Annotated in this window: 11 protein-coding genes; 6 read left to right on the top strand and 5 right to left on the bottom strand. The window is 64.2% G+C overall.

All coding sequences use genetic code 11. The features are described from left to right. Positions 1 to 96: 96 nt before the first annotated feature. The 3 genes from RFM40_RS17340 to RFM40_RS17350 form a co-directional block, all read right to left on the bottom strand. Positions 97 to 2,553 (bottom strand): penicillin-binding protein 1A, encoded by a 2,457-nt coding sequence (locus RFM40_RS17340; RefSeq protein ID WP_320227695.1) that lies wholly within the window; start codon positions 2,551 to 2,553, stop codon positions 97 to 99. A 231-nt stretch (positions 2,554 to 2,784) separates the two neighbouring features. Next, entirely contained in the window at positions 2,785 to 4,038 is a 1,254-nt protein-coding gene (locus tag RFM40_RS17345; protein ID WP_320227696.1) for an N-acetylmuramoyl-L-alanine amidase, read from the bottom strand. 289 nt (positions 4,039 to 4,327) lie between these two features. After that, positions 4,328 to 4,582, bottom strand: a complete 255-nt coding sequence (locus tag RFM40_RS17350) for a hypothetical protein (protein WP_320220662.1) — start codon at positions 4,580 to 4,582, stop codon at positions 4,328 to 4,330. Positions 4,583 to 4,674: 92 nt separating this feature from the next. Between RFM40_RS17350 and RFM40_RS17355 the strand changes: the two genes are divergently transcribed. Beyond that, positions 4,675 to 7,644, top strand: coding sequence for an Rne/Rng family ribonuclease (locus tag RFM40_RS17355; protein ID WP_320227697.1), 2,970 nt, complete (start codon positions 4,675 to 4,677; stop codon positions 7,642 to 7,644). An 83-nt stretch (positions 7,645 to 7,727) separates the two neighbouring features. Here the strand turns inward: RFM40_RS17355 and RFM40_RS17360 are convergent, their stop codons facing one another. Both RFM40_RS17360 and RFM40_RS17365 read right to left on the bottom strand, forming a co-directional pair. Next, positions 7,728 to 8,657, bottom strand: a complete 930-nt coding sequence (locus RFM40_RS17360) for a glutaminase (protein WP_430691690.1) — start codon at positions 8,655 to 8,657, stop codon at positions 7,728 to 7,730. A 5-nt stretch (positions 8,658 to 8,662) separates the two neighbouring features. Then, entirely contained in the window at positions 8,663 to 9,811 is a 1,149-nt protein-coding gene (locus tag RFM40_RS17365) for a pyridoxal phosphate-dependent aminotransferase (protein WP_320227699.1), read from the bottom strand. 209 nt (positions 9,812 to 10,020) lie between these two features. Between RFM40_RS17365 and RFM40_RS17370 the strand changes: the two genes are divergently transcribed. The 5 genes from RFM40_RS17370 (at position 10,021) to accC (ending at position 14,700) form a co-directional block, all read left to right on the top strand. Beyond that, positions 10,021 to 11,409 (top strand): M48 family metalloprotease, encoded by a 1,389-nt coding sequence (locus tag RFM40_RS17370; RefSeq protein ID WP_320227700.1) that lies wholly within the window; start codon positions 10,021 to 10,023, stop codon positions 11,407 to 11,409. A 57-nt stretch (positions 11,410 to 11,466) separates the two neighbouring features. Further along, entirely contained in the window at positions 11,467 to 12,270 is an 804-nt protein-coding gene (locus tag RFM40_RS17375) for a DsbA family protein (RefSeq protein ID WP_320227701.1), read from the top strand. 145 nt (positions 12,271 to 12,415) lie between these two features. Beyond that, a complete protein-coding gene (aroQ, locus tag RFM40_RS17380) occupies positions 12,416 to 12,850 on the top strand; it encodes a type II 3-dehydroquinate dehydratase (RefSeq protein ID WP_126100187.1) in 435 nt (144 codons plus the stop codon). A 26-nt stretch (positions 12,851 to 12,876) separates the two neighbouring features. Then, positions 12,877 to 13,338 (top strand): acetyl-CoA carboxylase biotin carboxyl carrier protein, encoded by a 462-nt coding sequence (gene accB / locus RFM40_RS17385; protein ID WP_320220669.1) that lies wholly within the window; start codon positions 12,877 to 12,879, stop codon positions 13,336 to 13,338. A gap of 18 nt (positions 13,339 to 13,356) precedes the next feature. Continuing rightward, positions 13,357 to 14,700 carry an acetyl-CoA carboxylase biotin carboxylase subunit gene (accC, locus tag RFM40_RS17390; RefSeq protein ID WP_320227702.1) on the top strand — a complete coding sequence of 448 codons (1,344 nt, stop codon included), beginning with the start codon at positions 13,357 to 13,359 and terminating at the stop codon, positions 14,698 to 14,700. Positions 14,701 to 14,749: the final 49 nt, after the last annotated feature.

Here is a 14,749-nt window from a genome sequence, read left to right on the forward strand (position 1 = left end):
CCGGCTATCTTCTTGTCTGACCATGATCTTTTCCGAAAACCGATATCCACTTTTCGGGATCATGGTCTGGCCGGCCCGTTCCGAAATTTGGAAATTTTAGTAGAGGCCGCCGCCGCCGTCCTGGATGGCCTGAGTGGCCTGCGGCGACAGCGCGCCGCCGGCGCCGTTGGAGCCGTCCGCGCCCATGCCGATGACCCAATAGCTGTCGGCCGGGCCGGTGCCGGGCTTGAACGCTTCGATGATGGTGTTGGGATCGCCCTCGGCCGCGCGCATGCCGGTCTTGCGGTTGATGGCGATCAGCTTCATGCCTTCCGGAACCTGGAAGTCGACATTGGGCGTGCCGTCAAGCGCGACGCGCATGAAATCCTTGAAGATCGGCGCGGCGAGACCGCCACCGGTGGCGCCCTTGCCGAGGCCGCGCGGCGTGTCGTAGCCCATATAGAGACCCACGACCAGGTTCGGCGTGAAGCCGATGAACCAGGCGTCCTTCTCATCGTTGGTCGTGCCGGTTTTGCCGGCGATGTGGCGGCCGAGCTCGGCGATGGTGGCGCCGGTGCCGCGTTGCACCACGCCCTCCATCATCGAGGTGATCTGGTAGGCGGTCATCGGATCGAGCACCTGCTCCGAATTGTCGACCAGTTCCGGCTCGGCCTGGTTCTTCCATTCGGTGGCGTTGCAACCCTCGCAGCCGCGTTCGTCCTGCTTGAAGACGGTCTTGCCATAGCGATCCTGGATGCGGTCGATTAGCGACGGTTTGATCGACTTGCCGCCATTGGCCATGATCGAATAGGCCGAGACCATGCGCATGACGGTCGTCTCGCCGGAGCCCAGCGCCATCGGCAGGTAGGCCGCCAGATGATCGTAGACGCCGAAGCGCTCGGCATATTCAACGACCAGCTTCATGCCCATATCGTTGGCGAGCCGCACCGTCATCAGGTTGCGCGACTTCTCGATGCCGGAGCGCAAGGTGGCGGGGCCGGCGACCGTGCCGTCATAGTTCTTCGGCGTCCAGGTGGTGTTGCCGCTCTGGATGGTGATCGGGCCGTCCATGATCACGGATGCCGGCGTGTAGCCGTTGTCGAGCGCCGCCGAATAGACGATCGGCTTGAACGAGGAGCCCGGCTGGCGCATCGCCTGCGTCGCGCGGTTGAACTCCGACTGCGCGTAAGAGAAGCCGCCGACCATGGCCAGCACACGCCCGGTATGGGGATCCATGGCGACCAGGCCGCCTTCGACCTCGGGCACCTGGCGCAGGCTGTAGGTATTGTCGGAACCGTCGTTCTTCTGCACGAAGATGACGTCGCCCGGCTCCAGCACCTCCGCCGGAGATTTCGCCCTGACGGACTTGCCGTTGACGAAGTGGCGCATGGCGAAGCTCATGTCGTCCTTGCTGACGGTTCCCTCGACGCGGTCCTTGACGAGATCGCCCGAAACCTGGCGCGCCGGCTGAATGCCGATCGTCAGGCCATCGGCGGAACTGTCGAGCACCACGGCCAGCGTCCATTCCGGCACGTCCTCGAGACCCTTGACGTTGCCCAGCGGCACGCCCCAGTCGCCGGAAACGTCGATATGGGTAACCGGTCCACGGTAGCCGCGCAGCGTGTCGTATTTCAGCAGGCCATTCTGCATCGCCTTGCGGGCGATCAACTGGATATTCGGGTCCAGCGTCGTGCGCACCGACAGGCCGCCCTCATAGAGCGCATTCTCGCCATAGCGGGCGATGATCTGGCGGCGCACTTCCTCGGTGAAATACTCGCCCGCGAACAGATAGGAGCCGTTGCGGCGCGGCTTTACGCCGAGCGGCTCCGCCTTGGCCTTGTCGCCCTCCTCGCGTGTGACGTAGCCGTTCTCGACCATCTGGTCGATGACCCAGTTGCGGCGCTCCAGCGCGCGATCGGCATGCTTGAAGGGATGATAGTTGTTGGGACCCTTGGGCAGCGAAGCGAGATAGGCGGCCTCGGCGACGGTCAGTTCGTTGACCGACTTGTCGAAATAGGTGAGCGCAGCACCGGCGACGCCGTAAGCGCCGAAGCCGAAGAAGATCTCGTTGAGATAGAGCTCGAGGATGCGGTCCTTCGAATAGGCCTGCTCGATGCGGAAGGCCAGGATCATCTCCTTGATCTTGCGCTCGTAGGTCTGGTCCGAGGAGAGCAGGAAGTTCTTCGCCACCTGCTGCGTGATCGTCGAGGCGCCGACCTGGCGCCTGCCGGAGCCGAAATTCTGCAGGTTGACGATGATGGCGCGGCCAAGGCCGGTGACGTCGATGCCGGGGTGGTTGTAGAAGTTCTTGTCCTCGGCCGACATGAAGGCGGCCTTGACGCGATCCGGGATCGCCTGGATCGGCAGATAGAGGCGCCGCTCGCGGGCGTATTCAGCCATCAGCGAGCCGTCCGAGGCATGGATGCGCGTCGTCACCGGAGGTTCGTATTTGGCCAGGACTTCGTAGTCGGGCAGATCCTTCGTCAGGTGGCTGATGTAGATGGCCAGGCCGGCGGCGACCAGCAGCGCCAGCGTCGTGCCGATGCCGAAGAAATAGCCGATGAGACGAATCATGCCCGCTCCAGTCCGAGGTTCGGGATTTTCCTAAACGAAGCCGACAGTCGCGCAAGCTTCACGGGGCGGTCCCAATCCGCAATGAAAAACCCATGTCGCTACCATGTGGACAAAATACGGCAGCGCGAAATTTCAGAACTCGGTCCGCCAAATAATAACGCTACGTGTTGTCGTCATGCAACGCCGCTTGTGGTTGTAGAACGGCTCATGGTTGTGGGCGGGTGCAGCCCGTCAGCCGCCAGCCCTGGCTCCGGCTTTCGCCGCGGCGAACAGGGCAACGGCATTGGTTATGCTCTGGGCCGCCTTGCCGCGCCAGTCGGCGCTGAGCAGCTGCGCCTCGTCCTTGCTGTTGGAGAGATAGCCAAGCTCGACCAGCACTGAGGGAACGTCAGGCGCCTTCAGCACTTTGAAGCCCGCCGAGCGCTGCGGGTTGTTGATCAGGCCGACGCTGGTCGACAGCTGGCCGACCAGCGTGTGGGCAAAGCTCATCGAAAAGCCGTGCGTCTCACGACGGATCAGGTCGATCAGGATGTCGGTGACCTCCTTGTTGTCGTCCTCGATCTTCATGCCGGCGAACTGGTCGGACAGGTTTTCGCGATCGGCGAGCGCCTGGGCCTCGGGATCGGAAGCCTTGTCGGAGAGTGTGTAGACCGTGGCGCCCCGGAGGCCCTTGACGGCGATCGTATCGGCATGGATGGAAACCAAAAGATCGGCTTCATGCTGGCGGGCGATGCGCACGCGGTCGTCGAGCGTGAGGTAGACGTCGTTTTCCCGCGTCATGTACACATCATATTTGCCGACCGCGGCCAGCTTGCCGCGCAATTCGGTGGCAAAGGCCAGCGTGACGTTCTTCTCGACGGTGCCGCCGGCGCTCTCCGCGCCGCCGTCGACACCGCCATGGCCGGGGTCGATGACCACCGTAAAGCGATGGCCGGGCGCCGAGATCGGCCCGGTGCCGACGCGGCCGCCCTTGTCGGCGGAAACGGTCGAGCCGGTCGTCAGCGACTGGTTGGCGAGGGCTTCGTCGAATTCGCGTTCCGACGCGGCCGACATGTCGATGGCAATGCGATAGCCGCCGTCGTCGTTCTTCAGCACGTCGAGCTTGTCGACGGCGAACGGCCCCTTGCCGGTGAGGATCAGCCGCGAGCCCTGGCCCTGGTCGCCAAAGCGAACGGCGCGCACCAGCCCGCGCGGCTTCACGTCCTTGGCGTCGAGGGCGAATCGCGTGCGCGGCAGATCGACGACAAGGCGGTTGGGGCCGCGCAGCAGGAACCACTTCACGTCCGGCTCACGGTCGAAGGTCATGACGATGCGGATCCTGGTGGCGTCGCCGGCCATCTTGTAGCCGGTTGCGCCAAGCAGCCCATCGGCCCGCGCGGCGGCGGTTAGGCCAAACAGGACCGCCAGCAGGAAAAGCGCCCTGGCCGTGAGCCAGAGATGCCCGGCAGCGCCACGCCACTTGTCTGCGGTGCCTGCCAGTCCCATCTCTATGCCGTCGCTCCTGGTTTGGCGCCTTGCGCCGGCTTTTTTCGCAGATGGGCCAGTCTGGCGGCCAACTCGATTAACGATTGGTATCCAGAGAAGGTTAACCAAGCCTTTTCACGATGGGTGGAGCGCAACCTTCCCCAACGGAAGCGCTTTTTGCCGGCATCCGAAATCGGGGTTGCCTTCCACCCCGCCAAATCATAAAAGCGACATTGGATCACTGCAATCCTGGAACCGCCCGCCTCTGCACTTTCCCGCCAGGGGTAAGATGTGAAGGCGCTTCCGGGTTTCAGGTGATCGCGACGATTTTCGCAGGCGTGCTCCCGTGGCGGGGGAATCGCTTGCGCGATGAAAACGGCCGGGATGTCCCGCGCCGGCTCTGTGTGAGCAAACAAGCTGGTCCGGCTAAGCCCGGGCTTTGGTTCAAAAGGTTCTGCTGAGTGCCGATGGCTTCAAGCGCAATCATGGAAAGGTCCGCATCGAACCGCGCCATTTTGGCTGCGGGCGGCACCGCCATCGCGTTGAAGCAGCGGCCGGCGGACATTCAATTATCCGGCATCCACACAAATCCAGGCACACAGCGGCGAGGTTTGCCTCGCCAGCTGCGGCTGATGGCTGCCGGGAGGAAACGAAATAATGCCCAACAAGATGCTGATAGACGCCTCCCACCCGGAGGAAACACGCGTTGTTGTCGTTCGCGGTAACCGTATCGAAGAATTCGACTTTGAATCCCAGGACAAGAAGCAGCTCAAAGGAAACATCTATCTCGCCCGCGTAACCCGCGTCGAGCCGTCCCTTCAGGCGGCCTTTGTCGAATATGGCGGCAACCGTCACGGTTTTCTCGCCTTCAGTGAAATTCACCCCGACTATTACCAGATTCCGGTCGCCGACCGTCAGGCCCTGCTGCGCGCCGAAGCGCAGGAGGCCGAGGACGAAGACGACGAGGAGGCAGAGGCCGGCGAGGAGCAGCAGGCGCGCGATCGCGGCAACCGCCGCAGCCGCCGGCGCGGCGGCAAGAACCGCGACCGCACCGAGCAGAAGCGCGGCGCTGACGCTGCCGGTTCCGAGGAAAATAGCGAAAACGCCGAGCACGTCGCGGCTTCGAGAGAAGCTGGCACTGAGGCCGGCGAAGCAACCGATGCCCCGGCGGAGAACGCCGAAGCGGCCGCCGAAACCATCGAGGCCGTAGCCGAGGCAGCCGGCGAACAGGAAAGCAAGGCGCCCGAAGCCAGCAGCGACGCTGCCGAAGGCGAAGCCGCCGAGCACGAGGACGAACAGCCTTCCGAAGGCGGCCCCACCTCGATGGCTGCGAGCGTCGATGCGGATGTGATTTCCGAAGCGATGCCGCAGGCTGAATCCACCAGCGAGGCCGCCCCCGCCGACGAAGCCGCTCCCAGCGACAGCGATCGCGGCATGCTCGAAGAGATCTCATCCGCGCATTCGGACGAGCATGAGATCGAATCGGTCGGCGCCGAGGACGCGCTGGAAGAGGTCCGCAACCGCCGCAAGCCGGTCCGCCGCCAGTACAAGATCCAGGAAGTCATCAAGCGCCGCCAGATTCTGCTGGTCCAGGTCGTCAAGGAAGAGCGCGGCAACAAGGGTGCGGCGCTGACCACCTATCTCTCGCTCGCCGGCCGCTATTCGGTGCTGATGCCCAACACCGCGCGTGGCGGCGGCATCTCGCGCAAGATCACCAATGCCCAGGACCGCAAGCGGCTGAAGGAGGTCGTTGCCGACCTCGAGGTGCCGCAAGGCATGGGCGTCATCCTGCGCACCGCCGGCGAAAGCCGCACCAAGGCGGAGATAAAGCGCGACTACGAATATCTGATGCGGCTTTGGGAAAACGTCCGCAATCTGACGCTGCAATCCTCGGCCCCTGCTCTGGTCTATGAGGAAGGCAGCCTGATCAAGCGCTCGGTACGCGACCTCTACAACAAGGATATCGACGAGATCCTGGTTTCCGGCGAGGACGGCTATCGCGAGGCCAAGGACTTCATGCGCATGCTGATGCCGAGCCACGCCAAAGTGGTTCAGCCTTATCGCGACACGACGCCGATCTTCGTGCGCAACGGCATCGAGGCGCAGCTCGACCGGATGCTGCAGCCGCAGGTGACGCTGAAGAGCGGCGGCTATATCATCATCAACCAGACCGAGGCGCTGGTTTCGATCGACGTCAACTCCGGCCGCTCCACCAAGGAGCATTCGATTGAAGACACCGCGCTCCACACCAATCTGGAGGCCGCGGAGGAAGTCGCGCGGCAGCTAAGGCTACGCGACCTTGCCGGCCTGATCGTCATCGACTTCATCGACATGGAGGAGAACCGCAACAACCGCTCCGTCGAGAAGCGGCTGAAGGATCACCTCAAGAACGACCGCGCCCGCATCCAGGTGGGCCGCATCTCGCATTTCGGCCTGATGGAGATGTCGCGCCAGCGCATCCGCGCCAGCGTGCTGGAATCGACGATGAAGCCCTGCCCGCATTGCGGCGGCACCGGCCATGTGCGCTCCGACTCTTCGGTGGCGCTGATGGTGGTGCGGGCAATCGAGGAATTCCTGCTCAAGGATTCGCGCAGCCACATCACCGTGCGCACGCCGGCGGCGACCGCGCTCTATGTGCTCAACCACAAGCGCGCCAATCTGGTCGAGCTCGAGGCCCGGTTCGGCCTGACGATCACGCTCGAAGCCGACGAGACGCTGGGCGCACAGCACTACGCGATCTTCCGCGGCGCCGTGGCCGAGAAGCCGGAAGGCTTCGTCGAGGTGCGCAGCCTGCCGACCTATGCCGAGCCGGAAGAGCCCGAGGACGAGATCGTCGTCGAGGAGGAAGATGAGGTTTCGGTCGAGGCCGAGCAGCCGCGTCACCCGCAGCAGGGCCAGCACCAGCAGCGGTCCGAGGAGGGCGAAGGTCGCAAGCGCCGCAAGCGCCGGCGGCGGCGCGGCGGCAAGGATCGCGACCGCGAGCATGGTGCCCATGGCGAAGCCGTTTCGGCCCCCGTGCAGGCGGATGCCGCCGCACAGGAAGGCGAAGCGACAGCCGAGTTGAAGGCCGACGCGCCGGCCGACACGGAAGGGACCGTGGAGTCGTCGGAGGACGGTCCCGGCAAGAAGCGCCGCCGCGGCAAACGTGGCGGCAAGCGCAATCGCCACGAAGACGGCGAAATCGCTGCCGATGCTGCCAGCGAGGCGGCCGATGGCATCGAAGGCAAGGAAGCGGAAAAAGAAGCTCCCGAAGGCGCACCGCCGGTAGCAGCAGCGGGAGAGCAGGCCGCGCCCTCGCCCGCCAATGACGATGCTGCGGCCGCGGAGAAGCCGAAGAAGCCCCGCCGTGCATCGCGATCAAAGAAGGCTGCGGAGGAAAAGGTGGCCGAGGCCGCGCCCGAACCGGTCGCGGAACTTGCCGCCGCGCCTGCGGTCGCCGAACCGGAGCCGGCAGCCGCTGCTTCCGCTCCGGCCGAGGAGCCCGTCAATGCGCACCCGACGCGGCGCAAGCCCCAGTCGAGCGAGGCGCCGGTCGTTCCCGTCGTTTCGTCCAACGTCACCGAGGAGGCCAAGGCCGAAGACAAGCCGAAGCGCGCCGGCTGGTGGCAGAGAAAGGGCTTTTTCTAAGCCGTTTCAGCCTGTTAAGACGATCTGTTAGCAAAAAATCCCGTGCTGCCCAGCGCGGGATTTTTCTTTTCCGAACCCGCCGCTCAAGGCGCGAAGATCGACCAGTTCATCATCCTGGCGAGCTTTTCCAGCGCGATCGAGCCGAGCTTGGAGTTGCCGTTCTCGTTGAGGCCGGGCGACCAGACGGCAAGCGAGGCCACGCCCGGCACGATGCCGAGAATGCCGCCGCCGACGCCGCTTTTTCCCGGAATGCCGACATGGAAGGCGAAATCGCCGGAGCCGTCATAATGGCCGCAGGTCAGCATCAATGCGCCGATGCGGCGCGCCCGCTCGGTCGACACGACCGAATGCCCGGTCGCCGGGTTGCGGCCGCCATTGGCGAGGAAGCGGCCGGCCATGGCGAGTTGCCGGCAGCTCATGGCGATGGCGCAGTGGTGGAAGTAGACGCCCAAGGCCAGCTCCGGCTCGTGGTGGAGATTGCCGAAGGATTTCATGTAGTTGGCCAGAGCGAAATTGCGGTAGCCAGTGGCGCGCTCGGAGGCCGCGACCTCGTGGTCGATGATGATCGTGTCGTCGTCGGCGAGGAACTGGACGAAGCGCAGGATCTCGCCGATCGCCTCGCGCGGCTGATGACCGGCAAGCAGGACGTCGGAGATGACGATGGCGCCGGCATTGATGAACGGATTGCGCGGAATGCCGTTCTCATGCTCGAGCTGGACGATCGAGTTGAACGGATTGCCGGAGGGCTCACGGCCGACACGGTGCCAGAGCGCATCGCCGACCTTGCCGAGCGCCAGTGTCAAGGTGAAGACTTTCGAGACGCTCTGGATCGAAAGCGGCTGATCGGCGTCGCCGGCAAGGATGACGCGGCCGTCATTGGTTGCGGCGGCAATGCCGAATCTCTTCGGATCGACCTTGCCGAGCCGCGGGATATAGGTGGCGACATCGCCGCGATCGGTGCGCTCCGCCATTTCGGCGGCCACTTCGGCCAGCGCCTGCTCGAGTTCCGGCACGGCGTCTATTTCAGCCAACGTTCGATGCGGGCCAGCGCCTCGACCATGTCGTCATGGCTGCCGGCGTAGGAAAAGCGCATGGTGCGGTGGCCCTGGAGCGGATCGAAGTCACGGCCGGGCGTCGCGGCTACATGCGCCTCGGCCAGCATCTTGCGCGCGAAGGCCATGCTGTCGTTGGTGTGCCTGGTGACGTCGCAGAAGGCATAGAAGGCGCCGTCCATGGGTGCCGCGAGCGCGAAGCCGAGCTCCGGCAGGCGCTTCATCAGCAGGTCGCGGTTCCAGGCGTAGCGGGCCTTTACCGCTTCCAGTTCATCGGTTGCCTTGAAGGCCTCGGTGGCGGCGATCTGCGACAGTTCCGGCGGCGAGATGTAGAGGCTCTGGGCAATGCGCTCGACCGGCCGCACCAATTCCTCCGGCAGCACCATCCAGCCGATGCGCCAACCGGTCATGCAATAGTATTTCGAAAAGGAGTTGATCACCGTCACGCCGGCGCCATAGGTCATCGCGCTGACGTCCGGCGCGGCATAGGCCAGCCGGTGGTAGATTTCGTCCGATATCACCGCGATGCCTAGCTCCTCCGCCGTTTTCACCAGCGCGGCAAGCTCATCCGCTGGAATGACCGCGCCGGTCGGGTTGGCGGGGCTGGCGAACAGCACGCCTTTCAAGGGCTTCTCGCGATGCGCGCTCATCAAGTGATCGGCATGCAGATAGGCATCCGAACCGAGCTCGATCTCGACGATCTCGATGCCGAGCGCGGCCATGATGTTGCGGTAGGCCGGATAGCCGGGCGCGGCGATGGCGACGCGGTCGCCCGGGTCGAACATGGCCAGGAAGGCGAGGTTGAAGGCGGCCGACGAACCGGTCGTGACGGCAATGCGCGACGGCGCAACGTCGATCCCGTAATGCTCGCCATAGTGCGCGGCGATCGCCTTGCGCAGCTCAGCCAGCCCCAAAGCGTCGGTGTAGCCGATGCGGCCGTGCTTGAGCGCCAGAGCCGCGGCTTCCCGGACACCGGCTGGCGCCGGGTCCGACGGCTGGCCGACCGCCATCGAAACCACGGGAACGCCGGCAGCCTTCAGCCGGTTGGCTTCGGCCAGGATGTCCATGGCGTGGAATGGCTCGACTTCCCCCCGGCGCGAAAGCGAAACGACCATTTGACCTCTTCCAACTGCCTTTATCCGGCGAAATTCCGGATGGAAACCATCTCAGACCTGCCCGTGAGCTGCCGCGGTTCGACGGTAGCGCCGCACAAATGCCCGATTGATGTGGGGATCACAAGCGCGCAGGAAGTTATCGGCGCCGACTTTTCATCCTTCGCCCGCTCGTCTACCAGTGGACCAGTCATGTTGAGCCGACCCGAACTATGATAGCCAGATCGAAAATAGGGCGAACCGCTCGCGGCTTCGCGACACTTCTGCTTGCCGCCGCGGTCGCGGTGTCGACTTCCGTGAGCGCCTTCGCGCAGGGCGTGCCGGTGGTGCGCGACGCCGAGATCGAGGCGCTGGTGCGCGACTATGCCCGGCCGATCTTCAGGGCGGCTGGCCTCGCCAATGACGGCATCGACATCGTTCTCGTCAATGATCAAAGCTTCAACGCCTTTGTCACCGGACGGCGCCTGTTCATCAACACCGGCGCGTTGGTGACGGCCGAAACGCCGAACGAGATCATCGGCGTCATCGCGCACGAGGCCGGCCATATTGCCGGCGGCCATCAGCAGAAATTGCGCGACCAGCTCGACCGCGCCAAGACCATGGCCATCATCGCCACGCTGCTCGGCGCGGGCGCGATGGTCGCCGGCGCCACGACCAACAGCCGCGGCCTTGCCGGCGCCGGCATGGGTGTCGCCGCCGGCGGCGGCGAGATGGCTCAGCGCAGTATCCTTGCCTATCAGCGCGGCGAAGAAATCACCGCCGACCGCTCGGCAATCACCTATCTCAACGCCACCGGCCAGTCCGGCATGGGCATGCTGAAGACCTTCGCCCGCTTCCAGAGCGCACTGTCGCTGTCGGGCACCCAGCTCGATCCCTACCGGATCAGCCATCCGATGCCGCGGGAGCGCATCTCCAATCTCGAAGTCCTGGTCAAGGCGAGCCCATATGTCGACAAGGTCGATCCGCCGGCGCTGCAGCAGCGGCACGACATGATGCGGATCAAGATCGCCGCCTATATGCAGGGCCAGGCGGCCGTGGCGCGGCTGATGCGCAAGAACCCGACCAGCCTCGCTTCGCGCTATGGCGACGCGCAGCAGACCTACCTCTATGGCAATCCGGGGGCCGCCCTCGTCAAGACCGCGGCGCTGATCAAGGAACAGCCGAAGAACCCCTATTTCCAGGAACTGCGCGGCGACATCCTGATGAAGGTCAACAAGCCCAAGGACGCCGCGGATGCCTATGCCAAGGCCGTGAGCCTGGATCCGGCGCGGTCCGGATTGCTCTTGGTTTCGCTCGGCCAGGCGCTGATGGCGGTCGGCACGCCCGATTCAGCGAAGAAGGCGGCGACCCAGCTCAACAACGCGATCGGGCGCGACAAGGAAAATGCGGAAGCCTATCGCTATCTGGCGCAGGCCTATGGCGAATTGGGACAAATCCCGGCCGCCGATCTCGCCACCGCCGAAGGCCATTTCTATTCGGCCGACTACAAGAACGCGAAAATCTTCGCCATGCGCGCTCAACAGAAGCTGAAGCGCGGCGAGCCCGGCTGGCTTCGTGCGCAGGATATCATAAACTACACGCCATCGAACAAACTCAAATGAACGTCCCGGCCGTGCGCGGCGACTAAAATGGACCGGGACAGGCAGAAGGAAATGATCATGAACAAGGCAATCCTGCTCGGCAGCGCCGGCGTGGCGGTAGCGCTCGGCATGCTGGCATTCGGCTTCGTGGCAGGAAGCCCGGAGGCCGCGAAGGCCGATACGACGCAAGCCATCCAGGTGGCTTCCGCCGACACCAAGGTCGACCGCAAGGAGGTCGAAGGCATCATCCGCGACTATCTGTTGAAGAACCCGGAGGTCCTGCTCGAGGTTCAGGACGCGCTCGAGGCCAAGCAGAAGGAAGAGCAGCGGCTCGCGGCGCTCGGCGTCATCAAGGATGCGAAGGACGAGATCTTCAACTCCACCTTCGATGGCGTCGTCGGCAACCCGCAGGGCAAGGTCACTATCGTCGAGTTCTACGACTACAATTGCGGCTTCTGCAAACGCGCCATCGAGGACATGAAGGCGCTGACCAAGGCCGATCCGGACCTGCGCTTCGTGCTCAAGGAATTCCCAATCCTCAGCCCGGATTCGCAAAGGGCGAGCGTGGTGTCGATGGCCTTCCACCTGATGATGCCGGAGAAGTACGGCGAATTCCACACCGCCCTGCTCGGCGGCCAGGGCCGTGCCACCGAAGCGACCGCCATGAAGGTCGCGCTTTCGCTCGGCGCCGACGAATCGAAGCTGCGTGAGAAGATGAAGGATCCGAGCATCAACGAAGCGCTCTCCCGGACCTACGACCTCGCCACCAAGCTGTCGATCACCGGCACGCCGTCCTATGTGGTCGGCAATGAGGTGGTGTTCGGCGCGCTCGGACAACAGGTTCTGGCGGAAAAGATCGAGCAGGCAAAGAGCGCGCTCTAAGTAACTGCCGGGCCGCGCCAGCAGGCCGTTTTCCGCCTGTTGTGGACAGCGAAAGAACGCACTTGCGCTCTTTTCGCGGGCGGCTATGCCCATTATAGAGGTCCGGCGCGCCGGCTTGAGGCCGGCGCCGAAGAGGTCGGCATATTTGAAAACGATTTTCGTCCTGAACGGTCCCAATCTCAATGCACTCGGCAAGCGCGAGCCGGGCATCTATGGCGGCAAGACGCTTGCCGCCATCGCCGAGGACTGCAAGGCCGCAGGCAAGGCGCTTGGGCTCGCGATCGATTTTCGCCAGTCCAATCACGAGGGCGATCTCGTCGACTGGATCCAGGAAGCCGGCGACAAGGCCGCAGGTATCGTCATCAATCCCGGCGCCTACAGCCACACCTCGATTGCCATCCACGACGCCATCCGGGCGATCGCGCCGCTGCCTGTCGCTGAAGTCCATCTTTCCAACATCCACGCGCGGGAGCCTTTCCGCCACGTCTCCATGGTCGCGCCGGTCGCCGTCGGCATGATCTGCGGGTTCGGGCCGCTCGGCTATACGCTTGCGCTGCAGGCACTGGCGGCACGCCTGTGACCGGCTCCCAAACAGAAGGCTCGAACATGTCGATAAAGAAGAACGGTGTTGACCAGCAGCTGATCCGCGATCTGGCAGGCATACTGAACGACACCAACCTGACCGAGATCGAGGTCGAGCTCGGCGACCTGAAGGTGCGCGTGTCGCGCCAGTCGCAGGCCGTCCATGCGGTCGCCGCTCCGCTTCCTATCCCAGCCGCGGCGGTTGCCGCACCGGCCCAATCGGCAGCGGCTGGGGCAGTAGCAGACCCTTCCAAGAACGCGGTGCCCTCGCCGATGGTCGGCACCGCCTATCTGGCGCCCTCGCCCGACGCCAAGCCGTTCGTCGAGATCGGCCAGAAGGTGAAGGAAGGCCAGACGTTGCTCATCATCGAAGCGATGAAGACGATGAACCAGATTCCCTCGCCGCGCGCCGGAACGGTGACGGCGATCCTGATCGAGGACGCCCAACCGGTCGAATACGGCATGCCGCTCGTGGTCATCGAGTAGAGCCGGGAACGCGGGCAGATGTTCCAGAAGATCCTCATCGCCAATCGCGGCGAAATCGCACTCCGAGTGCTGCGCGCCTGCAAGGAGCTCGGCATCCAGACGGTGGTGGTCCATTCGACGGCCGATTCCGACGCCATGCATGTGCGGCTTGCCGACGAGAGCGTCTGCATCGGCCCGCCACCCTCGCGTGAAAGCTACCTCAACATCCACCAGATCGTCGCCGCCTGCGAGATCACCGGCGCCGACGCCGTGCATCCAGGTTACGGCTTCCTGTCGGAAAACGCCAAGTTCGCCGACATCCTCGCCGCCCACAACATCACCTTCATCGGCCCGTCGGGCGACCATATCCGCATCATGGGCGACAAGATCGAGGCCAAGCGCACTGCAAAGCGCCTGGGCATCCCGGTGGTGCCTGGTTCCGATGGCGCGATCAGCGACGAGAAGGAAGCAAAGCGCGTCGCCGCCGAGATCGGCTATCCGGTGATCATCAAGGCTTCGGCCGGTGGCGGCGGCCGCGGCATGAAGGTGGCGCGCACGGAGGCCGACCTCGAGGTGGCGCTGCAGACGGCAAAGTCGGAAGCCGGCGCCGCCTTCGGCGACGACGCCGTCTACATTGAGAAATATCTGGAAAAGCCACGCCATATCGAATTGCAGGTGTTCGGCGACGGCGCCGGCCGCGGCGTGCATTTCGGCGAGCGCGACTGTTCGCTGCAGCGCCGCCACCAGAAGGTCTGGGAAGAAGCCAACTCCCCCGCTCTCAATGCCGAGGAGCGAGCCCGCATCGGTGGCATCTGCGCCAAGGCGATAGCCGATCTCGGCTATTCCGGCGCCGGCACCATCGAATTCCTCTACGAGAACGGCGAGTTCTATTTCATCGAGATGAACACCCGCCTGCAGGTCGAGCATCCGGTGACGGAAGCGATCACCGGCATCGATCTCGTGCATGAGCAGATCCGCGTCGCGTCCGGCGGCGGGCTGTCGGTCAGGCAGGAGGACATCAAGTTCAACGGCCACGCCATCGAGTGCCGCATCAATGCCGAGGATCCGCGCACCTTCACGCCTTCGCCCGGCACGATCACGCATTTCCACACGCCGGGCGGCCTCGGCATCCGTGTCGATTCCGGCGTCTATTCCGGCTACAGGATCCCGCCCTATTACGACAGCCTGATCGGCAAGCTGATCGTGCATGGGCGCAACCGCGTGGAATGCATGATGCGGCTGCGCCGGGCGCTCGACGAGTTCGTCGTCGACGGCATCAAGACGACGCTGCCGCTGTTCCGCGACCTGGTCGGCAATCCGGACATCGCCAATGGCGACTACGACATCCACTGGCTGGAAAAATATTTGGCCAAGGAGGATTAGAGTCTACCGATATTCAGGTGATGCCGGCCTGCAAATAGCGGCTTCCTGC

It is taken from the genome of Mesorhizobium captivum (assembly GCF_033977165.1).
GTDB lineage: Bacteria > Pseudomonadota > Alphaproteobacteria > Rhizobiales > Rhizobiaceae > Mesorhizobium > Mesorhizobium captivum.